Consider the following 23,713-nt stretch of genomic DNA (forward strand, 5'->3'; position numbering starts at 1 on the left):
ACGGGCTCCCAGCCCCTCCCTCTGCACCAGTTCCTCTTCCCGCCTCTGTTAAACTGCCGGAATCACAAAGGATTTTCGATGCGACCGCTTCTTTCCGCCGCCCTGATCGCCGCCGCTCTCGCGGCCACCGTGCCGCCCGTGTTCGCGCAGGCCAACCGGCCGGCCGACCTGCAGCCCATTCCGGAACCGCCGCCGCCGCCCGAGCCGCTGGATGGCGGCGTCGCGGTCGAGCCGCAGATCACGATCAAGCAGCGCGACGGTGAAACCGTCGAGGAGCATCGCGTGAACGGCAAGCTCTACATGATCAAGGTGACGCCCAGGCATGGCGTGCCGTACTACCTGATGGACGAGACCGGTTCCGGCGCGATGACGCGCTACGACGACCTCGATTCCGGCCTGCGCGTGCCGAAGTGGGTGATCTTCTCATTCGACTGACCCGCGGGCGCACCGAGCGCCCGCCCAACCATCCGTTCTGACTCGTGTCCGTCTTCACCACCGTCACCGCAGACGAACTGCGCGACTGGCTGAAGAATTACTCCATCGGCCATCTGGTGTCGCTGGAAGGAATTCCGGCCGGCATCGAAAACACCAATTACTTCGTCGACACTTCGCACGGGCGCTACGTGCTGACCGTGTTCGAGAAGCTCACGCGCGCCGAACTGCCGTTCTACGTGCATCTGATGGCCCACCTGGCGCGCCACGGCATTCCCTGCCCGGCGCCGATCGCCGACCGCGACAACGAATACCTGGGCATGCTGCACGGCAAGCCGGCCATGCTGGCCACCCGGCTGTCCGGGCGTTCGCAGATGGAACCCGGCCCGGCACACTGCGCGGCCATCGGCGGCATGATGGCCGCCATGCATGTGGCTGGCCAGAGCTATGGCCGCCGCTTCCCGAATCCACGCGGCTTCGACTGGTGGTGCGCGACCGCGCCGGTGCTGCTCGACTTCCTGCCGGCCGACGAACGCGCGCTGTTGCAGGACGAAATCGCCTTCCAGCGCAGCGCCCGCGAACAGGGTCTGTGCCGCGAGCTGCCGGCGGGCGTGGTACATGCCGATCTGTTCCGCGACAACTGCCTGATGGATGGCGAACGCGTGGGCGGCATCATCGACTTCTATTTCGCCGGTGACGATTTCCTGCTGTTCGACCTCGCGGTCACGCTGAACGACTGGTGTTCCGATGGCGATGGCGAACTGGTGGCCGAGCGTGCGGAAGCCATGTTGCGGGCCTACTGCGCGGAGCGGGCGCTGAGCGACGCGGAACGCCGCGCGTGGCCGCTGATGCTGCGGGGCGCAGCGCTGCGCTTCTGGATGTCCCGGCTGTACGACTACCACCTGCCGCGGGAAGGGGAAATGGTGCACAAGCACGACCCCAGCCGTTTTCGCGACGTGCTGCGCGCGCGCATCCGCGCCGGTGATGCCCTGCCATGGCCATAGGACTGCAGGCGAAGACGCTGCCGGCCTCGGCAGGCTGGCAATGGATACGCGAAGGTTTCGCGCTGTTCCGGCGCAACCCGCCGCTGATCACCGCCATGGCGCTCAGCTATGTGGTGGTGGCTCTGGCGCTGTCGTACAGCGGCGTGATCGGTCCGCTGGTGGGCGCACTGGTGCTGCCCTCGTTCTCGGTCGTGGTGTTCAACGCGGTACGCATCGTCGACTTCAGGCTCAAGCTCAATGGCGACGAACTGGCGGCCGGCATACGTCGCAATGGCCGCACGCTCGTCTACCTGGGGCTGACCCAGCTCGCCATCACCCAGCTTGTCACCCTCATCGTACACATGACGATGGGGCTGCCGGGCGAGGCGGCACCCCCGGAGGATGTGGCGACCTGGTCCTCGTCCCAGTTGAAACTTTTGCCGCTGGTGCTGCCGTGGGTGCTGCTCATGTGGTTTCCGCCCTATCTGATCGCCGTGTTCGACCTGGGCCTTGGCAAGGCTATCTTCTTCGGCCTGATCGGCGTGCTGCGCAACCTGCTGCCCTTCGCCGTATTCGCGGCGGCGGGTCTGGCCCTCATGATGCTGATCACCACCGCGCTGACCCTGACGCTCGGTGCCATCGGCCTGCCGGCCGAAGTGGCGATGTCGGCCATGTTCATGATGGTGTTCTTCGTCTGCGTACCAACCGTGGCGGCGGCCACCTATCTCAGTTTCAGGACGGTGTTCCAGCGTGGCGAGAACGCCACCGACGGCGATGGCGCACCCGCCTGAGCCAGGCCCGCTCGGTGTTTTCGGCGGCACCTTCGACCCGGTGCACATCGGCCACCTCAGGCTGGCCGAAGAGGCGCGCGAAGCGCTGGGCCTTGCCCGCGTGCGCTGGATACCGGCCGGCCAGCCCTGGCACCGTGCGCCGCCGCGCACGTCGCCGCAGCATCGGCTCGGCATGGTGCGGGCGGCCATCGCCGGCAATGACGCTTTCGAAGCCGACGGCAGCGAGGTCGCCGCGGGCCGGCCCAGCTACACGGTGGATACGCTTGCCGCCCTGCGTACGGCCGAAGGCGACCTGCGTCCGCTGGTGCTGATACTCGGAACGGATGCCTTTTCGGCGCTGCACACCTGGCATCGCTGGCGTGAGCTGTTCGGGCTGGCACACATCGGGCTTGCCTCCCGCGCCGGTCAATCGGTGGATGCGCTGACGCTTGACCCGGCACTGACCGCCGAACTGGCCGCCCGCGCCAGCGACAACAAGCAGGACTTGCGCGATGCGCCGGCCGGCCGCATCGTACGCTTCGACATGACGCCGCTGGCGGTTTCCGCGACCGACATCCGGGCGCGGTTGGCGCATGGCGCCAGCGTGCGCTATCTGCTGCCCGACGCCGTCCTCGAATACATACGCCAACAACGGCTCTACTGAAAGTTGCACATGGACATCAACGCACTGCAGGCGCTCGTGATCGACGCGCTGGAAGACATCAAGGCCAAGGACATCGAGGTGATAGACACCTCGAAGTTCAACTCGCTGTTCGATCGTCTGGTCATCGCCAGCGGCGACTCCAACCGTCAGACCCGCGCACTCGCGCGCAACGTCCAGGAGAAGGTGAAAGAAGCCGGCGGCGCAGTGATCAGCGTCGAGGGCGAGGACACCGGAGAATGGGTGCTGGTCGATCTGGGCGACATCGTGGTGCACGTGATGCAGCCGGCGGTGCGCGCCTACTACAACCTCGAGGAACTGTGGTCCGGCCAGGCCAGGCCGGGCGACAAGGCCGCCGCGGCGCGCGCGCGCGGCTCGCTGCGCTGAACGCAGGCGTGTCGCGACACGGCCGCCACACCGCCGTCCCACCCACCCGGCGGATACGACGGACATGAAGATGAAGGTTGTCTGCGTCGGGCACCGCATGCCGGACTGGGTCGATGCCGGTGTCGACGAATTCGTGCGCCGGATGCCGCGCGACCTGCCGTTGCAGATCGTCGAGGTGAAGGCCGAACCGCGCACCCAGGGCAAGCCGGTCGATGCGCTGCTGGACGCCGAACGCCAGCGCATCGAAGCAGCCATCCCGGCGCGCGCCCGCATCGTCGCGCTGGACGAACGCGGCGACGACCTCTCGACGGTGGCACTGGCCGCTCGCCTGCGACGCTGGCGCGCCGAAGGGGACGACGTCGTTCTGCTGATCGGTGGGCCGGACGGACTGTCACCGACGCTCAAATCGCGCGCGCATGAACTGATCCGGCTGTCCAGCCTGACGCTGCCGCATGCGCTTGCACGCCTGCTGCTGGCCGAAGCGTTGTATCGTGCGTTCACTGTCGAATCCAACCATCCCTATCACCGCGAATGAAGCCGCCACGTCCCGCTGCGCCCGCCCGGACCGCGACGAACCGGACCCGCGCTCGGGCGGCGTCGACCCTCACGGCGTGCTGCTTCGTGTTGAAATCACGACCATGAGCCTGCTGAACACCGTCCCGCCCGTCCTTTATCTCGCGTCGCGCAGCCCGCGCCGACGCGATCTGCTGACACAGATCGGCGTGAACTACCTGATGTTGCCCTTCCGCGGACTGCCGCGTGAGGACGAGGATGTCAGCGAGGATGTGCGCGACGGCGAGGACGCTGACAGCTATGTCGTACGGGTCGCCCGCGCCAAGGCGCTGGGCGGTGAAACCCGGCTGTCGTGGCGACGCATGTCACCCGGACTGGTGCTGGCGGCCGACACCACGGTGGAGCTCGATGGCGACATACTCGGCAAGCCGCGCGACGCGGGCGACGCAGCGGCAATGCTCGGCCGGCTGTCCGGTCGCACCCATCGCGTGCTGACCGCGGTTGCGCTGAGCGACGGCCAGCGGCTGGAACACGTGCTGTCGGCCACCACGGTGCGCTTCGCCCGGCTGGACAGCCGCGACATCGAGCGCTATGTGTTCAGCGGCGAACCGATGGACAAAGCCGGTGCCTATGGCATACAAGGTCGGGCCGGCGCCTTCGTGGAACATATAGAAGGCTCGTACACAGGCATTGTCGGTCTGCCGCTGAACGAAACCTGGCAGCTTCTTCGCCGTTTCGGCATGGATATCTGATCCGACCCATCGCTTACGCCCAGAACCCGCACATCCGGTCCGCGCCATGAACGACCAGTTCCTCATCAATTTCACGCCAGCCGAAACCCGCGTCGCCCTGCTGCAGCAGGGCGCGGTGCAGGAATTGCACATCGAGCGCAGCAGCGCGCGCGGCATCGTCGGCAACATCTATCTCGGCCGTGTCGTACGTGTGCTGCCCGGCATGCAGTCGGCGTTCATCGATGTCGGCCTCGAACGCACCGCCTTCCTGCACGTCGCCGACATCTGGGAGGCACGCCAGAACGGCGAGCCGCCGAAACCGATCGAGCGCATCCTGAACGAGGGACAGAACGTGCTGGTACAGGCCCTGAAGGACCCGATAGGCACCAAGGGCGCGCGCATGTCGACCCAGATCAGCATCGCCGGCCGGCTGCTGGTGCATCTGCCGCAGGACCGCCACATCGGCATTTCGCAGCGCATCGAATCGACCGAGGAACGCGAGGCCTTGCGCGCGCGCATCCACGCGCTGCTGCCGCAGGAAGATCCGGGTGGCTACATCGTGCGCACCATGGCGGAATGCGCCACCGACGAAGAGCTGGCGGCCGACATCGCCTACCTGCGCAAGACCTGGCAGGACATCCGCAATCGCGCTCAGTCTGCCCGGCCGCCGTCGCTGGTATTCGAGGACCTCACGCTGGCGCAGCGCGTGCTGCGCGATCTGGCCTGCGCCGACACGCAGAGCATACAGATCGATTCACGCGAGAACTACGTGAAGCTGCGCGCCTTCGCCGAGGAGTACATGCCGCAGCTCACCCGGCTGCTCGAACACTACACCGGCGAACGCCCGCTGTTCGAACTGCACAGCGTGGACGAGGAAATCGAGAAGGCGCTGGCGCGGCGCGTCGACCTGAAGTCGGGCGGCTATCTCATCTTCGACCAGACCGAGGCGATGACGACGATAGACGTGAATACCGGCGGCTTCGTCGGCTCGCGCAATTTCGACGAAACCATATTCAAGACCAATCTCGAGGCCGCGCACCAGATCGCGCGTCACCTGCGGCTGCGCAATCTCGGCGGCATCATCCTGATCGACTTCATCGACATGGAAAGCGAGGAGCACCGCGCCCAGGTGCTGGCCGAACTGAACAAGGCGCTGTCCAAGGACCACACCAAGATTTCGGTCAGCGGCTTCACCTCGCTCGGTCTGGTCGAAATGACGCGCAAGCGCACGCGCGAATCGCTCGCCCACGTGCTGTGCGAAACCTGCCCCACCTGCGGCGGCCGCGGCGAAGTGAAGACCGCGCAGACCATGAGCTTCGACATCCTGCGCGAGCTGCTGCGCGAAGCCCGCCAGTTCAGCGCGCGCGAATTCCGCATCCTGGCGCATCCCAAGGTGATCGACCTCTTCCTCGAGGAAGAATCGCAGTCACTCGCCATGCTGTCGGACTTCATCGGCAAGCCGATCTCGCTGCACGCCGAAGCCAGCTATTCGCAGGAACAGTTCGACATCGTGCTGCTCTGACGGTCATCGGTCCGCCGGCTTGAGCCCTGCCGGGACAGGGCTGCCGGCGGCACAAGAACGCTGGACGCAGCGTCATCGAATATTCACCTCGCAGTCGGGCGTCCGCGGTAGGCTGAATGCGATTCCGTCCGGGTAGCGTACCGTCATGAATTCGACAAGATTCCCTCCGTTCCTGCTGACGCTGGCTCTGGTTACGCCCTTGCCTGCAACAGCCGGGCTGTACGACGGCCCGGTCGATGCGGCGTCCCTTGTTGCCGCGTACGAGGGCTGGCAAAGGCTGCACGACGAGATCTATCTCATCGGCCCCATCCACGGCGGTGCAACCCATGACGGCATCGGCCCCGGTACTGGCGTCATCATCCACGACAGCACACCCGCGGACGCCTATTTCCCCATCTTCACGAACATCGCTCGACGGACCGTCTACAGCGACGCCGATTTCGGCGAACCGGGCAGCACCCTCTACCTCGGATCTGAAGTCCTTCATATCGGCGCCAGTTTCGCCACCTTCCGCGATGTGGTGATCGGGTATACAACGCGCCCCAGCGACTCTGTCGAGTACGCGGACCCGGTCGTTTTCATACTTGAACCGGCTGCGGGCGAGCTTCCGGTTGCACCGCCTCCGCCACCGCCACCGCCCCAGCCCCGTCCAGCCGGGCCGGTGTGGATAGACACGCAGGGGAACGATTTCGCCATTCACGGCAAGGTCACCGCCTACCAGACACTCTACAAACAGGGCGCAGGCACGCTCAGCCTGACCCATGGCGACAATGTGTGGCTGGCCGCACCGGTGGTGAATGGGGGCGTGCTCGCGGCATCGGCCGCGAGCCTGCGCACCGACGTGTCCCTTGCATCCGGCGCAACCCTGCGCTTCGAACAGATATCAGCCGACCGCTTCGATCATGGGGTATCGGGCAGTGGCACCATGGTCAAGGCGGGCCAGGGCGATCTGCTGCTGAGCCGTGCCCAGGCACTGACTGGCCAACTGCATGTTGCCGAGGGCCGGCTGACGCTGTCCGCCGAAGCCACGCCCGGCGAGCGTGCAAGTATCCTGGTCGAGGGCGGTGCCACATTCGATCTGGCCGCGCGGGCGGACGTGACCGCTGTGGCGACACTGTCAGGCGGCGGCGACGTAGTGCTGGGCAGCGGCGCACTGCGCATCCTGGCCGAGGCCCAGGCCGGCGACAGTTTCGCCGGCCGCCTGTCCGGCGCCGGTGCGCTCGAAGTGGACGGCGGTGCGCGCATCGAACTGACCGGACACAATACGCAGGCAGGTGGAACACTGGTGCGCGGCACGCTGGTCGCCGGCAGCGATGCCAGCCTGGGCGCAACGGGCAAGGCCTTGCGTCTGGATGACGGTCAACTGACGCTTTCCTCTGCTTTCGAGCTCGACCGCGTGCTGCACAGCACGGGCAGCAGCGTGCTCGACCAGGGGGAGCATCGGTTCGTATTGGGCCAGGCCCTGTCCGGCAACGGTGTGCTGACAAAGACTGGCAGTGGCGATCTGGCACTGACGCAGGCGGGCGATCTGGTCGGCACGGTGGATGTCCGAAGCGGCTCGCTGACGCTTCTCGGCCAGGGCGATAGCGGCGCGAACAGCCGCATCGTGCTCGCACGTGACACCGTGTTCGACCTCGAGGGCGCGGCGGGCCCGCGCGTACTTGCCGGGCTGTCGAACGGTGATGGCGGAGCCGTGGTGAAGCTGGGCGCCAACACGCTGCGTGTGGCGCATGCGGGAAGCGACGGGTTCGCCGGCCGCATCGAAGGCAGCGGCGCCTTCGAGAAGGACGGTGCAGGTACCCTGCACGTCGGCGATGCAGCGTGGACAGGCTCCACGCGCATCCTGGCTGGTGAACTGGTGGTCGACTCCAGCATGGCCAGTCAGCGCGTCCATAACGAAGGCGTGTTGCGGATGACACCATCCAGCAGCGCCGCGGCGTGGTCGGGTGAACTGTCGGGTGGCGGTCGCTTCATCAAGGACGGCAGCGGTCTGCTGTGGCTGCGTGGTGCCAACAGCCAGGCCAGGGTCCAGATTCTGCAGGGCGTGCTGGCCGGGCGCAGCAGTACGCTGGGCCGCGACATCGAAGTGGCGAAGGATGCGGGCGTGGCCTTCTTCATCGACCAGGACGACAGGCACGACGGTGTGATCCGTGGCGCCGGCGTGCTCTACAGCTACGGCAGTGGCGCGCTGACACTGGCCGGCCGCTACGAACACACCGGCGGCACCGCGATCAGCAACACGCTGCGCGTCGACAGCGACGCCCGGCTCGGCGCCGCGGGCGCCGGCCTGCTGATCGCCGGCGGCACGCTGCAGGCGCTGGCCGATCTGGAACTGCGGCGGCACATCGCCCTCGGCGCCGATGGCGGCACGCTGGACAGCAATGGTTTCGACATCATCTTGAGCGGCCGCATCGACGGGCCGGGCGGGCTGACCAAGACCGGCGACGGCCGACTGACCCTGCTGGGCGATTACGACTACGCCGGACACACCGTCGTCGCAGGCGGCGAACTGGTTCTCGCCGGTGCGCTCAAGGGCAGCTTCGAAGTACTGGCCGGCGCGCGACTGGTCGCATCCGGTGTGCTTGGCGGCGATATATCGGTCAGCGAAGGCGGCAGCCTGTGGCTGACCGGCGATGCGCTCGAGGTTTCCGGCGACATCGACCTGGAGGGCGGTCTGAACATCGATCTTGCGCCGCACGCATGGCGCGGCCCGCTGCTGGCGGCCGGCAGGCTGACCATTTCGCAGGCGGTGGAAGTCGTGTTGAGCGGACTGGATGTCGCCGGTCGCGCACCACGCGTGGAACTGGTACGGGCCGGGGACATCGTTTTTGCGGAAGGCGGACGACTCTCCTTGTCCGACGAACTGACACAGGCAGGTTACCGCATCGAAACGTCCGGAGGTTCGATCGCATTGCTGGCTGCCCCGGTGCCAGAGCCCTCGTCGATCGCCCTGATGCTTGCGGGCCTGACCGTGGTCGCCTGGGGCGGACGGCGGGTCACCCGCGTGCATGCATGAACGGCGTGCCGCGCACCTTCCTCTGCCCGCGCGGCTGACGCCCGCCGCGTTTTGTGGTTTGATCGCGCAAAATCACAACAGCTCCAGGTGGGCGATCATGGCGGGGTCAGGTCTCAAGGCGCGTATCCAGGCGATGAAACTCGAGGTGATGGCGCTCGCCGTCGCGGCGCAGGACACCCGCACGCCACGGCGCGCGAAGATCCTGCTGCTGTTCGTACTGGCCTACGCGGCCAGCCCGATCGACCTCATTCCCGATTTCATCCCGGTGCTCGGCCTGCTCGACGAGCTGGTGCTGCTGCCGCTGGGCATCTGGCTGGCGGTGCGCATGATTCCGCCGGACGTGATGGAGGCGGCGCGCGCCCGCGCACGCGCCGGCAAACTGCCGGCGAACTGGGTGGCCGGCTGTTTCATCGCGCTGCTGTGGGCCGGGTCGATCGCCGCCCTCGTGTGGTGGTGGATGCAGCGCGAGGTCGCCGCCTGAATCGTCACTGCGGCCCCCCGGCGGGGCTGTCACAATTCCTTGCACTCCGGTCGATGACTTACAATCGGGCCGCAGCGCGTGGCCCGGAAGAAGCCACCGCACTCTTTTGACCGGGACCTCAGATGGGACTCAGACTCAAATTCAACCTGGTGCTGATCGGCGTGTTCGCGCTCGGCCTGGCGGCCTGCGCCGTGCTGTCACACCGTCTGCTGCACGACAATGCGCGCGCCGAGGTGGAGCGCAACGCGCGGCTCATGATGGAAACGGCGCTGGCCATCCGCGCCTACACGGTGAGCCAGATCAAGCCCCACCTCGATCCCATGCTGGCGGAGCAGTTCCTGCCGCAGACCGTGCCGGCCTACGCGGCGACCGAAACGCTGAACGAACTGCGCAAGAATCATCCCGAGTACGCCTACAAGGAGGCGACGCTCAATCCGACCAATCCGCGGGATCGCGCCTCCGACTGGGAAGCGGATCTGGTCACCAGCTTCCGCAATGCCAGCGAGATCAAGGAATTGACCGGAGAGCGCGACACGCCGACCGGTCGCCACATGTATATCGCGCGCCCGATCCAGATCACCAATCCGGCCTGTCTGGCCTGCCACACCACGCCGTCGGTGGCGCCCGCCTCCATGGTGAAGGTGTATGGCGAGGCGAATGGCTTCGGCTGGAAGCTCAACGAAATCATCGGCGCACAGGTGGTATCGGTGCCGATGACGGTGCCGGTGGCCAATGCCGACCGCGCCTTCACCACCTTCATGGCATCGCTGGTGGGCGTGTTCGTGTTCGTGATGGTGGCGCTGAACGTGATGCTCGAGTGGCTCATCATCCGTCCGGTGGCGCGTCTGTCCGCTGCCGCTGACCGCATCAGCACCGGCGATTTCACGGTGCCCGAATTCAAGGATCACGGGCGTGACGAGGTGTCGGTACTCGGCGCTTCATTCAACCGCATGCGCCGCAGCCTGGAAACGGCGATGCGCATGATCGACGGTTGAGGGGAAATATGGCCCCCACGCTCACTTCGTTCGCACAGGGCCGGCTTTGCACAGCCGGCCCGTTCAGCCGGCGCGGCGCATGCGCCGCGAAACCCCGGCCTCACCCCCACCACGGGGGCTGCGCTCGTTCCACGGTCGGCTTTGCACAGCCGACCGGTTACGCGGGCGGCGAGCAATGCTCGCCGAAACCCCCGCTACACCCTTGGGGCGGCCCGGCGGACGGCGCTACCCACGGTCGGCTTTGTAAAGCCGACCGGTTGCGCGGGCGGCGAGCAGTGCTCGCCGAAACCCCCGCTACACCCCCCACGCTCACTTCGTTCGTACAGAGCCGGCTTTGCACAGCCGGCCCGTTCAGCCGGCGCGGCGCATGCGCCGCGAAACCCCGGCCTCACCCCCACCACGGGGGCTGCGCTCGTTCCACGGTCGGCTTTGCACAGCCGACCGGTTTGGCAGGCAAGGCGCGGTGCGCCGCGGGTGACTGAAATGACCGAAGGTCCGCCGGAAGACGATGACGACGACTCGATCACCGAGGACAGCGTTGTCCGCGATGTGCTGAAGGGCAGCGGTTTCCTGCCCACGGCCACCACTTCGGCCGGCGCCCTGCCCTCGGGCTGGGCGCTGAACGAATACCGCATCGAGTCGCTGCTCGGCGGCGGCGGCTTCGGCCTGACCTATCTCGCGCACGACACGCTGCTCGACTGCAAGGTCGCCATCAAGGAATTCCTGCCCACCGATCTGGCGGTGCGCGGCGAGGGCCAGCGCGTGATGCCGCGCGCCGGTCCGGCACTGGACATGTTCGAGCAGGGCCTGCGCCGCTTCCTGGACGAATCTCGCGCGCTGGCCAATTTCCGCCACCCCAACATCGTGCGCGTGAATCGCTTCTTCGAGGCGAATGGCAGCGCCTACATGGTGATGGACTATGTACAGGGTCGCACGCTGAGCCAGTGGATGCGCGAACGGCGCGAGGCGCTCGACCGCACGACGCTGGTGGCCATCGTGAAGCCGCTGCTGGAAGGACTGCAGGTGATTCACGACGGCGGTTTCCTGCATCGCGACATCAAGCCGGCGAATATCTGCATCCGCGACGACGGCATGCCGGTACTGCTGGACTTCGGCGCCGCCCGTCGCTACCACGATGGCGGGCACACGCTGACCGCCATCGTGACGCCGGGCTTCGCGCCCTTCGAGCAGTACCACTCGCATGGCAACCAGGGGCCATGGACCGACATCTATTCGCTGGCCGCGGTCATGTACTGGCTGGTGACCGGACAACGCCCGGTGGAATCGGCGGCACGGGTGCACAACGATCCGCTGCAGCCGGCGGCGCGCGCGGCCGACGCCAATGTGTTCGGCGCCTCGCTGCTGCGCGCGATCGACTGGGGACTGGAGCCGGACGAGACCCGCCGCCCGCGCAGCGTGGCGGATTTCCGGCGCGTCTTCATGCCGGCGCCGGCGCAGGCCGCGCGCGGGCCGCTGGCCAGCGGCAACCCGCCGGCCGCACCCGCCGTGCATGCGAGCGGGGCCTCGGAAGAACGCCGCACCATCGTGTGCAGCGTGCTGTACACGCGGATAGACCAGTGCGAAGAACTGGACACCGCGCGCCGGCTGGCCAGCAAGTCGGAACTGGACGAGGCGCTGGCACGCGCGGCGCGCTCGGTGGATATCGACAGCCGGCTCATCCACGACACGCCGGATGGTGCCGTGCTGTGCCTGCTGGGCGAGCCGGAGGACGCTTGCGTCGTCGCGCAGCGGCTGCGCAAGCTCGATCTCGATGATGCAGGCGGCGTGCGCCAGGGCATCAACCTCGGTCCGGTGCGGGTGACGCGAGCCGGCACCGGCGCGCTCGACCTGCACGGCGACGGCGTGGATACCGCGCGCGCGCTGGCGCGGCTGGCCCAGCCGGGGCAGGTTCTGGTGTCACGCGCCTATTACGAAACGGTGTCGGCACTGGGCAGCGGCGCGCCGGATGGCCTGCGCGCCACCGGCCAGCGCGCCGACATCGCCTCGCGCAGCCAGGAGGTGTTCGAGCTGGACGCGCGCAGCGGCATCACGCGCCGGCTGGACGAAGGACTTTCGCAGCCGCTGCACGACGGCTTCACACCGGTAGTGGAAGCGCTGCTGGCACGCCATATCGGCCCCATGTCGCGCGTGCTGGTCGCGCGCCTGTCGACGCAGGCCGCAGGCCCGGCACAGTTGATCGAACAGCTCGCGGTGCACATTCCGGGCGAAGCCCAACGTGCCGGCTTCCTGATCGAGGCGCGGCGTCATCTGTCGGGCACGTCCAGCCTGTCGGCAGTAGGTCGCAGCGGTGCTTCCGCGGCATTGTCCGGCACGCCGCGCAGCGCGCCGGCAAGTTCACCGAGCGTACCGGTGAGCGGCTCGCGCGGCTATACCTCGCGGCCGCTCGACGAAGCGACGCTGGCCGACATCGAAAAAAGGCTGGCGCGCTGCATCGGCCCGGTCGCGCGCATCCTGATCACGCGCGCACTGAAGCGGGTCAGTACTGAACAGGCCCTGCTCGAGGACCTTGCACGCGAAATACCCGATCCGGCCCAGCGCGCCGCCTTCCTGGCCGGCCGCTGACGTGGCGGCACTGAACCGCTGCCCGCACTGCAGGCAGCACACCATCCCGCGCCTGCTCAAGCTCACTGCCCGCCATCGCTCGCCGGCGGTGTGTCCGGCCTGTGGCGGGCGCTCATGCACCGGCATCACGCCGCTGTCGCTGCTCGCGCACTTCGGGCTCATCCTGGTATGCGGCACCCTGCTGCGGGCGGCCGCGCGCATCGGCAACCGGTGGACTCTGCTGGCCGTGCTCGCGCTGTTCGGCGGCGGCTTCCTGTACATCTGCTATCGCACGCCTCTGGTCAAGCTGGAGCGCTTCCCGCTGCAGCGGAACATCGCCATCGTGGTGGTCGCGCTGCTGTTCGCTGCCGGCGGCGGCTGGTGGTTCCTGTCGGGAAGTGCCTGAGGAAAACCGGCGCGCGGAACGCGCACGGTCGGCTGCGTCGCGGCGGCTTGCCGGAGGCATTGCGGGATGGACCTCCGGCACTGCGCCGGCATCGATCGCGAACAGTCCCTAGCATGCCGTACTGCGTCCGCAGTCGCCGGCGGCATGCACCGGCGGCGACTGACGCAGCACGTGATCGAGGCCATCCAGATGCGGCTTGATCGCCTCGCCCACCGCGATCTGCGGTTCGGAGGGTGTCAGCCCTTCCGCCTTCTCGCGCTCGCGGACCGCCGCGCTGGCGCGCGCGAACGCTTCGGTGAAGGACGTGGTGGCGCGCAGCGCTTCGTCGAAGAAAGCGCGCCCGAAGAAGGTCCAGTCGGCCTCATGCGAACAACCGTGCGAGCTGCGGTCGGCCCGCGCCGCCGTCATGACCAGGCTGTCCGGACCGGACAACGGACCGATGAAGCCGCCGGAATAGCAGGCCGACACCAGGATGACGCGGTGACGGATGCCCGCCGCGTCCAGCATGCCGGCCAGCCGGTAGGGCGTGAGCTGCTCCAGTTCCCACGGCCACATGCTGAGATCGAAGCGGTAGTCCTCCGCGCCATGCGAAGTCAGGAACACGAACAGCACGTCCTCGTCGCGGTTCATGCGTGCCCCCAGCGCATTGAGGCTGGCTTCGATCGCGCTCGCCGTGGCCAGCGGGCGATCGAGCACCGTGGCCGGGTTGTTGGCCAGCACGATGCTGTGCCCGGCGGTGCCGAAGCGCTCCGCGAACAGCCGCTCCACCTTGTCCACCTCGCGCAGGAACACGTCCTGTGCCGCGTGGCCGGCCACCGCCAGCAGGAACAGTTCCGGCTTGCCTGCCTGCCCCGGTTCGACGCGCGCGATCGCCTCTGCCAGCAGCACCGGCTGCCGATACATCACCGCTTCGCTGCGCGCCGCCGCCCAGCGATCGTCGGCGTCTTCGCCTTCGTCCCGCTCAACAGCCACCCACAGTGGCTCATGATCGCCCAGCGTGAGCGAAGGCAGCAGATCGACCAGACCGACCACCGCAAAGACGAACAGCCGTTGCCCGGGCGAAGCCCGACACAGGCGCGCCAGCGCGATCGTGACCGCGCACAGCGCCCACAGCGCGGGCAACCACCACAGCCAGTCGCCCGCCTCGCCCAGCAGATCGGACAGCGCGCTCCAGAACGCGTCCGGAGCGAAACTCAACCCGCCCCACACGAGATTGATCCACAGCCCGATCGCCGCCACGCCGGTGACGCCGGCCAGCCAGGCTCCGGGCCGGCCCAGCACGCGGACGACCACCCATACGGCCAGCATGCTCCACATGACCGGCGCCAGCCGCTGCGGCAATGCGTCGGCGGCGAACCGGCCCGGACCGTCAACACGCAGGATGTCGAACACCAGCGCGCTTGCCTGCATCAGCGCGAGCAGCAGCAACCACGCGCCCACGCCCGCCTGCAGCGGGGTCCAGCCATCGCGCAGCGCAAGAAAGCGCAGCCCGGCGATCAGGTTGGCGCGCAGTGAGCGGGCCGCGCCGGGCGCAGGCAGATCGGGACGGACACTCGATTCAAGTTCCATGAGGCAATGCCGATAATGAACGATGCGGGAACGGATGATGCCCGAGCAGGGTCTGTTCGTCGCCGTGATGCTGCGATCAGCGCCTGATGTCTGACCGTATAATCACGACCTTCCGAGGAGCGCTGCAAGGTGCCGCAAGGCCCCCAGGCTCGGACCCCGCCAGACCGCAACGGTCGCGGGCATTTTGCAACGGCGCTCGCCTGGACCCGCCACGGATCGTCATCCGGCCGTGGCTGGCAGGTGAGCACACCTGCCGTTTGACAAGGAGCCCGTAATGAACGCACCCGCCGAACTGAAGGATTTCGTCGTTGCCGACCTGTCGCTGGCCGACTGGGGACGCAAGGAAATCGCGATCGCCGAAACCGAAATGCCAGGCCTGATGGCCATCCGCGAGGAGTACGCCACGCAGCAGCCGCTGCGCGGCGCGCGCATCACCGGCAGCCTGCACATGACCATACAGACCGCGGTGCTGATCCAGACGCTGGAAGCGCTCGGCGCCGAAGTGCGCTGGGCCTCGTGCAACATCTTTTCTACCCAGGACCACGCCGCCGCCGCCATCGCCGCCGCCGGCACACCGGTATTCGCGGTGAAGGGCGAAACGCTGGAACAGTACTGGGACTACACCCACCGCATTTTCGAATGGCCGGATGGTGGCTACAGCAACATGATCCTGGACGACGGCGGCGACGCGACGCTGCTGCTGCATCTGGGCACCAAGGCCGAAACCGACCCGACCGCGCTGCATCACCCGGCGAGCGAGGAGGAGGTGTGCCTGTTCAACGCGATCAAGACCACGCTGGCGCGCGACCCGAACTGGTACTCAAAGCGCATCAAGCACATCAAGGGCGTGACCGAGGAAACCACGACCGGCGTGCACCGCCTGTACCAGATGCACAAGGAAGGCCGCCTCGCCTTCCCCGGCATCAACGTCAATGATTCGGTCACCAAATCCAAGTTCGACAACCTGTACGGCTGCCGCGAATCGCTGGTCGACGGCATCAAGCGCGCAACCGATGTGATGGTGGCCGGCAAGGTGGCGGTGGTGGCCGGGTACGGCGACGTGGGCAAGGGTTCGGCGCAGGCGCTGCGCGCGCTGTCGGCCCAGGTGTGGGTGACCGAAGTCGATCCGATCTGCGCGCTGCAGGCAGCGATGGAAGGCTACCGCGTGGTCACCATGGATTACGCCTGCGAACACGCAGACATCTTCGTGACCGCCACCGGCAACTACCATGTGATCACGCACGACCACATGGCGAAGATGAAGGACCAGGCCATCGTCTGCAACATCGGCCACTTCGACAACGAGATCGATGTCGCCTCGCTGGAGAAATACCAGTGGGAAGAGATCAAGCCGCAGGTCGACCACGTCATTTTCCCGTCGGGCCGCCGCATCATCCTGCTGGCCAAGGGTCGCCTGGTGAACCTGGGCTGCGGCACCGGTCACCCGTCCTATGTGATGTCGTCGAGCTTCGCCAACCAGACCATCGCGCAGATCGAGCTGTTCACCGAAACCGACAAGTATCCGGTGGGCGTCTACACGCTGCCCAAGCATCTGGACGAAAAGGTGGCGCGCCTGCAGCTCAAGAAGCTGAATGCACAGCTCACCGAACTGACCGATGCGCAGGCCCGCTACATCGGCGTGCACAAGGAAGGTCCTTACAAGCCGGATCACTACCGTTACTGATCGGCGTGTGCGCCGGCCATCCGACGCGCCTACGATGAAAAAGGCCATCCCTCGGGATGGCCTTTTTCATGACCGCTGCGATCAGCGCGACTGTTTGATCAGCCGGTCATTCGCTGCCTGGACCGGCCGCGCGTTATTGCGGTAGAGCCTGCCGAAGATGGAAATCTGGTCCGGCGAAAGCTGCAGCGGCGTCTTCAGCACCAGCCAGGTCACGCCCTCGCTGCACGGCGGCGTGGTGAGCGAACCCATGAAGGTGTAGTAGTCGCGCGTGTCCGGCAGCAGCTTGGCCAGATCGATGCTCACGTCGGGGCGCGATTCGACATTCTTCTGCAGCGGCAGGTAGGCCCACAGCGTATTGAACAGCGGATGTTCAGTGCCGCGGTCCAGCAGAACCGCCACCACCGCGAGCTTGCCATCCAGATCCTTGTGCACCAGATGGGCGACCATGTCATAGGTCTTGCCATTCACGCGCTCTTCCGACGGCTTGTGGAAGTGGAACTGCACCAGTTCGTAGCGCTTGCCGACCAGCGTGATCGAACTGCCCTCGCCCACATTCACCTGCACAGTATGGCCGTTGTCGATCACCGTGAAATAGGTCGGCTTGTAGTCGAACTGTATCGGCGGCAGATCCACCCGTATGCCTTCCCGGATATCGATCGGCGACTGCATGCGGCCGGCGCCGCACTGTGCCCATTCGGGCTTGAGCTTGCCCCAGTTCTGCGGACCAAACTCGCCTTCGTAGCTCCAGTGGATGTCGCCATGCGCGTGCAGCGCCGGTTCCGGCAGGGGCGGGACCGGCGGCTTGCGCGGCGCCGCCAGTGCGATCTGGGACGCCGGTCGCGCATGCGGTTTCGGAGCCGGCGGGGGCGGTGGCAGCGGAATGTCGCTGCGCGCCGGGGGGCGGGCCTTTTCCGGCTGCGCATCCGGCCTGGATGCGGGTGCGGGCGCGGTCTTTGCGCCCTGCGCGGCTTCGGCTGGCTTGCTCTGTTCCGCCGCGGCCAGCATGGGCTTGGCGGATTTGTCGGCGCTCTTGTCGGCAGCCTTGGCGGGCGACTTTTCCGCACCCGCCTTGCCAGCCGCCTTGTCGGCCGGCTTGTCGCCCGTGCGGGCAGCCATTTCCTCGCGCGAGGCGGCCGCCGCTTCACGAAGGTCGGGTTTGATGCTCACCATATCGGTCCGCTCGACCCGGCCCTTGTCCGCTTCACCCGCTGCCGTGCGCGCCGCGCGGCCCGCCTGCTCGGCCACCTGCTTCAGCTCCTCCGCGGCAGGCGGCTGGCACACCTCGCGGAACAGCTTTTCGTCCAGGGTGCCGGGCAGCAGCGCGATCTCGGCATCGCTGCCGGTGCGCTCCTCGCGCAGGATGCGCTGGTTCGCGTCCAGATAGACACGCTTGATGGTGGCAAAGCGCAGGCTCTGGCAGTCGTAGCGGTTGAGTGCCTGCACCATGGCGTAGCCGGTTTTCTCCGCATCGGCATCGCCAAGCACCAGGCGGCCCCAGGCCACCTTCTTTCCGCCCTCGGCACGCAGCACGCTGTCGCGGTCTATCTCTATCTTCTTTCCGCGTTCGGTGGAAATGGTGTGCCAGTCCGCCGCCATGACGGCGGGACTGGCGGCGCCGACCGCGAGCGCGATCAGGGCGGGGCGGAACAATCTGGAAGTACTCATATCCGGTCTCGTCGGGCGGGTCCAGCACGCGATGAAGGGTTTACGGCAGGCCGGCGGACCGGCTTGAACGGCCTGCTTGCGCGGGCCGGGCGGGCGGGTTACCTTTGCGCGGCACACGTTAGGGGTGCCGGTACGCCGCTTCATGCCGCCGGCTGAGAAACACCCTCAACACCTGATCCGGATCATGCCGGCGTAGGGAAACGGGCATCTCTTCTGTCATGGGAGCCGGCTTCCCCGCCACCAGGAGCTTCCATGAACGCCAAAGACCCGCTGCACACCTTCATCGCCAACGAGGCCCATGTCGATGCGGCCGCCATTGCGCCATTGCCGAATTCGCGCAAGGTCTACATCCAGGGTTCGCGCCCGGACATCCGTGTGCCGATGCGCGAGATATCGCAGTCGGACACGCCGACCGGCTTCGGCGGGGAGAGGACCCCGCCGGTCTTCGTCTACGACTGTTCCGGCCCCTATACCGACCCGACTGCCGGTATCGACATCCGTCGCGGACTGCCCGCGCTGCGCGCACGCTGGATAGAGGAGCGCGGCGACACCGAACAGCTCACCGACCTGTCGTCCGAGTACGGGCGCGCCCGCGCCGCCGACACGAAACTGGACGAACTGCGCTTCCCCGGTCTGCATCGTCACCCGCGCCGCGCCCGCGCCGGTCGCAATGTGACCCAGATGCACTACGCGCGTCAGGGCCTCATCACGCCGGAGATGGAATTCATCGCCATCCGCGAGAACATGAACCGTGCGGCCTACGTCGAGAGCCTGCGCGCGACCGGTCCCACCGGCGAAAAGATGGCCCGCCTGCTCACCCGCCAGCACCCGGGCCAGAGCTTCGGTGCCTCGATCCCCGCCGAAATCACCCCAGAGTTCGTCCGCGACGAGGTCGCGCGCGGCCGCGCCATCATTCCGAACAACATCAACCACCCGGAAAGCGAGCCGATGATCATCGGCCGCAACTTCCTGGTGAAGATCAACGCCAACATCGGCAACTCGGCGCTCGGCTCCTCGATCAACGAGGAAGTCGACAAGATGACTTGGGCCATACGCTGGGGCGGCGACACGGTGATGGATCTGTCGACGGGAAAGAACATCCACGAAACCCGCGAGTGGATCATCCGCAACTCGCCGGTACCGATCGGCACCGTGCCCATCTACCAGGCACTGGAAAAGGTGGATGGCAAGGCGGAAGAGCTCACCTGGGACATCTTCAGGGACACGCTGATCGAACAGGCCGAACAAGGCGTCGATTACTTCACCATCCACGCCGGCGTCCTGCTGCGCTACGTGCCGCTGACCGCCAACCGCATGACCGGCATCGTGAGCCGCGGTGGCTCCATCATGGCCAAGTGGTGTCTGGCCCACCACAAGGAAAGCTTCCTCTACACCCACTTCGAAGAGATCTGCGAAATCATGAAGGCCTACGACGTGGCCTTCTCGCTGGGCGACGGCCTGCGCCCGGGCTCGATCTACGACGCGAACGACGAGGCGCAGCTCGGTGAACTGAAGACGCTGGGCGAGCTGACCGACATCGCCTGGCGCCACGACGTGCAGGTGATGATCGAAGGTCCGGGTCACGTGCCCATGCACCTGATCAAGGAAAACATGGACCTGCAGCTCGAGTACTGCAAGGAAGCGCCCTTCTACACACTGGGTCCGCTCACCACCGACATCGCCCCGGGCTACGACCACATCACCAGCGGCATCGGCGCCGCGCAGATAGGCTGGTACGGCACGGCCATGCTCTGTTATGTCACGCCCAAGGAGCACCTCGGGCTGCCGGACAAGGACGATGTGAAGGAAGGCATCATCACCTACAAGCTGGCCGCGCACGCCGCCGATCTGGCCAAGGGTCATCCGGGCGCACAGATCCGCGACAACGCATTGAGCAAGGCGCGCTACGAATTCCGCTGGGAGGACCAGTTCAACCTCGGCCTCGATCCGGACAAGGCCAAGAGCTTCCACGACGAGACGCTGCCCAAGGAATCGGCCAAGGTGGCGCACTTCTGTTCGATGTGCGGCCCGCACTTCTGCTCGATGAAAATCACGCAAGACGTGCGTGACTTCGCCGCCGCCCAGGGTCTGAACGACGACGAGGCGCTGGAGAAGGGCATGCAGGTGAAGGCGGTGGAATTCGTGCAGTCGGGCGCCGAGCTCTATCGCAAGGTGTGACGGCTTGCGCGGGCACAGGGCGACCGCGGGGGAAACACATCTTTTCCGCGCGGCGCCCTCAAGTCATCCGCCGGTCACCCGTAATCCAGTTCGAAGCTGAAAAAGGCAAACCCGCGCGAAAGCCGGGGACGCAAAGCCACCGGTCTAATCCGCGCGCGAGCGCGGCACGACAGCGGGGTCGCCAGATCCATTCTCCTCCGTGAGGGCGAACCCGACGTGTGGCGTGATCAAACACCACGACCGGAGTTCCCTGACGATGAACGCCCTTCCCCGCCTGTCCGCCCTGTGCGCCGCCCTGGTCTGCGCCGCCTTGATCCATACGCCCGCAGCAGCAACCGGCAGCACGACGGCGCAGCGGGTGGTGGAGTCTCTCCCGTCGCAGGACATCGGCGGCATGTGGCCAGTGAAGGTGGATGTGTCCGCACTGCGGTCGGTACAGGCCGGACAGCGCGTTCATTTCGCGCTGCCTGACGGTCGCACGCTGGACATCGTGTTCGATGCCCGACTGGGCGGCGAGAGCGGTCCGCAGTGGATAGGCCATCACGTGGCAGGACGCCAGTACGCGGTCCGGCTGCGCCTGGACGATACCGGTGTGGCCGGCGTCATCCGTACGCCCGAGGGCAGCTTCGTGCTGGGACGAGTCGATGGCACCCAGCTCATGGGTAACGATCTGTCCCGTGCCGGCGTACCGATCGTGCTGGACGGTCTGCCCGCCATGTTCTCGGCAGCCGACGCCGACGGCGACCGGACCGCCGCGGATGTCGGGCGCGGCGCGCGCGCCCGCGCTGTGGAGCCGCCGGCCGATGTCGCGCATCCGGTCGATTTCAACCTGATCGCCATGTCCGCGCTCAACCCGGGCGACGAGGTCGTTCTGTCCATCCCGGAACACGGGGACTACCGCGTGAGCTTCGATGGCAGCGATGCCGGCGCGGCGGGCACCAGCACCTGGGTCGGCCATCTCAAGGACTACGGCAGCGAGTTCCGCGTCATCATCACGTCCGGTCCCGATGGCAGCGTGGGCAACATCCTGACGCCCTCCGGCGAACTGATGCTGGTCGAGTCCGGCGGCCGGCAGTGGCTGGTCGATCCGGTGCGCTCCGGTCTGACCCATTACGAGTCGGAACATGTGGATGCCGTGGGCGCGGAAGTCGCTGCCGGCGGGGTGACCGCCGACGGCAATACGGCGGCGGCCACGACCGGCAGCAGCAGCACGACCAGCGGCACGACGACCGGCACCACAAGCAGCGGCAGCACCACGACGATCGATGTGCTGGTGCTCTACACGCCGGGATTCGTGAGCCGGCACGGCAGCCTGCACGCCACCCGCATCGCGCAGTTGATCGCGCTCGGCAATCAGGCCTACAAGGATTCGAACGTGCCGATCACGCTGCGGCTGGTCGGCAGCGAACAGATTTCCATCGCCGACACCACCAGCAACAGTACGACGCTGAGCGCACTCGCGGCCGGCTCGGGCAGCTTTTCCGGCGTACCGGCGCTGCGCCGCAAGTACGGCGCCGATCTGGTCACCCTGATCCGGCCGTTCTACATGAGCGCCCAGGGCGGCAGTTGCGGTGTCGGCTATGTCGGCGGCTACAACGGCGCGAACATCGCGAACTACGCCGCCTACGGCTATTCGGTGGTGAGCGACGGACGCGATGTGGCGGGCAGCAGCTACTACTGCACCGACTACACCTTCACCCACGAGCTCGGCCACAACATGGGACTGATGCACGACCGCGCCACGGTCGCGAAGCAGGGTGGCGGCCGGGGCAGCCACCCCTATGCCTACGGCCATGGCCGCAGCGGCAGCTTCGGCACCGTCATGAGCTACATCTCGCCGGTCATCGGCCGCTTCTCCAACCCCGATCTGTCGACCTGCGGTGGCAGCAACGCGTGCGGCGTGCCGATCAACAGTGCACAGAGCGCCCACAATGCGCTGGCCTTGAGCAACAACCGCGCCGCGGTGGCGAACTGGATGAGCGTGACGGTCGCGACCCGCTACCAGATATCCGGCACGGTATCGCGCGCCGGGCGCGCGCTCGCCAAGGTGGCGATGACCGCAAGCAGCGGCGCGAGCTGCGGCGCAACCGGCTCCAATGGCGCTTATACGTGCTCGGTGCCGGCTGGCTGGACCGGCTCCATCGCCCCCCGGGTCAGCGGCGTGATCACGCCGAGCAGATTCTCGTTCACGAACGTGCGGGCTTCGGTCACGCAGGGCAATTTCGTCGTACGCTGAGTCAGCACCCTGCCGCGACCGAACCACCCGCCGCACGCTGCGGGTGCGGCGGACGCGGGTACCATAGCGCCCTGCGACCGAGCGGTCTTTCAAGCGGGGCAAACATGAAGATTACTTTCGTCGGCGGCGGCAATATGGCCAGCGCGCTGATCGGCGGCTTGCTGGCGCGCGGCGCTTCGGCGAGCGATCTGTGCGTGATCGAACTGCAGGCCGAGGCGCGCGCGCGGCTCGGCAGCGACTTCGGCGTGCGCACGGCGGCCGCGCTGGATGAGGACGCGGCGGCCTGCGACCTGCTGGTGCTGGCGGTCAAGCCGCAACAGATGCGCGAGGTGTGCGCGGGCATCGCCGGACGGATGTCCGGACAGACGGTGCTCAGCATCGCCGCCGGACTGCGCGTGGCGGATCTGTCGCGCTGGTTGGGCGGACACGGTCGCATCGTCCGCGCCATGCCCAATACGCCGGCGCTGATCGGCCAGGGCGTGACCGGCCTGTATGCCGATCCGGCCCTGGGTCAGGCGGTACGCGATCAGGCCGACCAGGTGCTGCGCGCGGTCGGCAGCACCGTGTGGGTGGATGACGAGAAGCAGATCGACGCCGTGACCGCGGTATCAGGCAGTGGGCCGGCCTATGTGTTCTACTTCATCGAATCCATGGTACGTGGCGGCGAGGCACTGGGGCTGAGCGCGTCGCAGGCGCGCGACCTGGCGCTCGCCACCTTCACCGGCGCTGCCGCGCTCGCGGCCGGCAGCCCGGACAGCCCGGCAACGCTGCGCGAACGGGTCACCTCCAAGGGCGGCACCACCGAGGCGGCGCTGGAATCGATGGCAGCCGACCAGGTGAGTGACGCCATCGTGCGGGCACTGGCGGCCGCGGCGACGCGCGGCGCCGAACTGGGCGACCGGCTCGGCCGCGCCTGAACCGC

19 protein-coding genes and 3 riboswitches are annotated in these 23,713 nt (G+C 67.1%); of the genes, 17 read left to right on the forward strand and 2 right to left on the reverse strand.

All coding sequences use genetic code 11. The annotated features are described in order from the left end of the window. The first annotated feature begins 78 nt into the window (after positions 1-78). The 13 genes from A3Q7_RS0113030 to A3Q7_RS0113090 all read left to right on the forward strand — a co-directional run bounded on the left by A3Q7_RS0113030 (position 79) and on the right by A3Q7_RS0113090 (position 13,459). Entirely contained in the window at positions 79-435 is a 357-nt protein-coding gene (locus A3Q7_RS0113030; protein WP_018412332.1) for a DUF2782 domain-containing protein, read from the forward strand. 44 nt (positions 436-479) lie between these two features. Beyond that, on the forward strand, positions 480-1,436 hold the full coding sequence (locus A3Q7_RS0113035) for a homoserine kinase (protein WP_018412333.1): 957 nt from the start codon (positions 480-482) through the stop codon (positions 1,434-1,436). Beyond that, on the forward strand, positions 1,427-2,206 hold the full coding sequence (locus tag A3Q7_RS19900; RefSeq protein WP_018412334.1) for a BPSS1780 family membrane protein: 780 nt from the start codon (positions 1,427-1,429) through the stop codon (positions 2,204-2,206). Before A3Q7_RS0113035 ends, A3Q7_RS19900 begins: the two co-directional genes overlap by 10 nt. Further along, positions 2,190-2,849 (forward strand): nicotinate-nucleotide adenylyltransferase, encoded by a 660-nt coding sequence (nadD, locus tag A3Q7_RS0113045; RefSeq protein ID WP_018412335.1) that lies wholly within the window; start codon positions 2,190-2,192, stop codon positions 2,847-2,849. Before A3Q7_RS19900 ends, nadD begins: the two co-directional genes overlap by 17 nt. A 9-nt stretch (positions 2,850-2,858) precedes the next feature. Continuing rightward, positions 2,859-3,233, forward strand: coding sequence for a ribosome silencing factor (rsfS, locus tag A3Q7_RS0113050; protein ID WP_018412336.1), 375 nt, complete (start codon positions 2,859-2,861; stop codon positions 3,231-3,233). A 64-nt stretch (positions 3,234-3,297) separates the two neighbouring features. Next, a complete protein-coding gene (gene rlmH, locus A3Q7_RS0113055) occupies positions 3,298-3,768 on the forward strand; it encodes a 23S rRNA (pseudouridine(1915)-N(3))-methyltransferase RlmH (RefSeq protein ID WP_026224802.1) in 471 nt (156 codons plus the stop codon). 103 nt (positions 3,769-3,871) lie between these two features. Then, positions 3,872-4,498 carry a Maf family protein gene (locus tag A3Q7_RS0113060; RefSeq protein ID WP_018412338.1) on the forward strand — a complete coding sequence of 209 codons (627 nt, stop codon included), beginning with the start codon at positions 3,872-3,874 and terminating at the stop codon, positions 4,496-4,498. Positions 4,499-4,544: 46 nt separating this feature from the next. After that, a complete protein-coding gene (rng, locus tag A3Q7_RS0113065; protein ID WP_018412339.1) occupies positions 4,545-5,999 on the forward strand; it encodes a ribonuclease G in 1,455 nt (484 codons plus the stop codon). A 145-nt stretch (positions 6,000-6,144) separates the two neighbouring features. Then, positions 6,145-9,015, forward strand: coding sequence for an autotransporter-associated beta strand repeat-containing protein (locus A3Q7_RS0113070; RefSeq protein WP_018412340.1), 2,871 nt, complete (start codon positions 6,145-6,147; stop codon positions 9,013-9,015). A gap of 97 nt (positions 9,016-9,112) precedes the next feature. After that, a complete protein-coding gene (locus A3Q7_RS0113075; protein ID WP_051079138.1) occupies positions 9,113-9,496 on the forward strand; it encodes a YkvA family protein in 384 nt (127 codons plus the stop codon). Between the two features lie 122 nt (positions 9,497-9,618). Beyond that, positions 9,619-10,491: a c-type heme family protein gene (locus tag A3Q7_RS0113080; RefSeq protein WP_018412342.1), complete on the forward strand. Its 873-nt coding sequence runs from the start codon at positions 9,619-9,621 to the stop codon at positions 10,489-10,491. Positions 10,492-10,974: 483 nt separating this feature from the next. Further along, entirely contained in the window at positions 10,975-13,074 is a 2,100-nt protein-coding gene (locus A3Q7_RS20325; protein WP_051079139.1) for a protein kinase domain-containing protein, read from the forward strand. 1 nt (position 13,075) lies between these two features. Then, complete coding sequence (locus tag A3Q7_RS0113090) at positions 13,076-13,459, forward strand: hypothetical protein (RefSeq protein WP_018412343.1); 384 nt, start codon at positions 13,076-13,078, stop codon at positions 13,457-13,459. Between the two features lie 108 nt (positions 13,460-13,567). On the opposite strand, the gene A3Q7_RS0113095 is transcribed toward A3Q7_RS0113090, so the two are convergent. Continuing rightward, on the reverse strand, positions 13,568-15,028 hold the full coding sequence (locus tag A3Q7_RS0113095) for a C13 family peptidase (protein ID WP_018412344.1): 1,461 nt from the start codon (positions 15,026-15,028) through the stop codon (positions 13,568-13,570). A 108-nt stretch (positions 15,029-15,136) separates the two neighbouring features. Further along, a riboswitch (S-adenosyl-L-homocysteine riboswitch) is annotated at positions 15,137-15,233 on the forward strand. Between the two features lie 69 nt (positions 15,234-15,302). On the opposite strand from A3Q7_RS0113095, the gene ahcY reads away from it, so the two are divergent. Continuing rightward, positions 15,303-16,712 (forward strand): adenosylhomocysteinase, encoded by a 1,410-nt coding sequence (gene ahcY / locus A3Q7_RS0113100; RefSeq protein ID WP_018412345.1) that lies wholly within the window; start codon positions 15,303-15,305, stop codon positions 16,710-16,712. An 81-nt stretch (positions 16,713-16,793) separates the two neighbouring features. On the opposite strand, the gene A3Q7_RS21295 is transcribed toward ahcY, so the two are convergent. Continuing rightward, positions 16,794-18,377, reverse strand: a complete 1,584-nt coding sequence (locus tag A3Q7_RS21295; RefSeq protein WP_026224804.1) for a carbonic anhydrase — start codon at positions 18,375-18,377, stop codon at positions 16,794-16,796. Positions 18,378-18,487: 110 nt separating this feature from the next. Further along, a riboswitch (TPP riboswitch) is annotated at positions 18,488-18,593 on the forward strand. A gap of 36 nt (positions 18,594-18,629) precedes the next feature. Here A3Q7_RS21295 and thiC point away from each other — a divergent pair. The 3 genes from thiC (at position 18,630) to proC (ending at position 23,708) form a co-directional block, all read left to right on the forward strand. After that, positions 18,630-20,555, forward strand: coding sequence for a phosphomethylpyrimidine synthase ThiC (thiC, locus tag A3Q7_RS0113110; protein WP_018412347.1), 1,926 nt, complete (start codon positions 18,630-18,632; stop codon positions 20,553-20,555). Positions 20,556-20,649: 94 nt separating this feature from the next. Beyond that, positions 20,650-20,741, forward strand: a riboswitch (cyclic di-GMP riboswitch). Positions 20,742-20,811: 70 nt separating this feature from the next. After that, positions 20,812-22,791 carry a reprolysin-like metallopeptidase gene (locus tag A3Q7_RS0113115; RefSeq protein WP_026224805.1) on the forward strand — a complete coding sequence of 660 codons (1,980 nt, stop codon included), beginning with the start codon at positions 20,812-20,814 and terminating at the stop codon, positions 22,789-22,791. A 104-nt stretch (positions 22,792-22,895) separates the two neighbouring features. Continuing rightward, the gene (gene proC / locus A3Q7_RS0113120) at positions 22,896-23,708 is read left to right on the forward strand and encodes a pyrroline-5-carboxylate reductase (RefSeq protein WP_018412350.1); all 813 of its coding nucleotides are present in this window, start codon (positions 22,896-22,898) and stop codon (positions 23,706-23,708) included. Positions 23,709-23,713 lie beyond the last annotated feature (5 nt).

Origin of the sequence: Methyloversatilis thermotolerans, assembly GCF_000372885.1 — a bacterium.
In the GTDB taxonomy this organism is placed as follows: Bacteria; Pseudomonadota; Gammaproteobacteria; order Burkholderiales; family Rhodocyclaceae; genus Methyloversatilis; species Methyloversatilis thermotolerans.